Raw genomic sequence first — 371 nt, 5'->3', positions numbered from 1 at the left:
GTTCGCTGAAAGCATTTTGGGTTGACGGAGGTTGGTCGGTCGAAGGGTTCACACCAGCCACCACCGTCATTGCGAGCGCAGCGAACCAACCCCGGCACGCGCCACATCTTGGGATCGCGCGCTGCCATGGGTTGCTTCGCTGCGCTCGCAATGACGGTAGGGGTGATCAGTCACACATCGCCAAACCCTGCGCCCGTCCCGCCCGGATCGGTGATCTGGCCAAGCGTCCATCGCCTCGGGCCGGACCAGGCCCGCCGCCGGCCAGCACCGTCCGGCGGAGACCGGGCAGAACCGGCTCCCCCCCGGCCTCGAGGGGAGACCGTGAGGCGGCGTGCCGGGCGGGCTCGACGCCGACCCGGCGGCCCGCCGCC

1 pseudogene is annotated in these 371 nt (G+C 70.9%); it reads right to left on the bottom strand.

Features of this window, described 5'->3' with window-relative positions:
• Positions 1-166: 166 nt before the first annotated feature.
• Positions 167-371 (bottom strand): annotated as a pseudogene (locus tag MKL09_RS07765) (hypothetical protein); the annotation flags it as partial.

Origin of the sequence: Methylobacterium sp. J-048, assembly GCF_022829515.1 — a bacterium.
Classification (GTDB): Bacteria; Pseudomonadota; Alphaproteobacteria; order Rhizobiales; family Beijerinckiaceae; genus Methylobacterium.
This window is presented reverse-complemented; position numbering and strand designations above follow the sequence as displayed.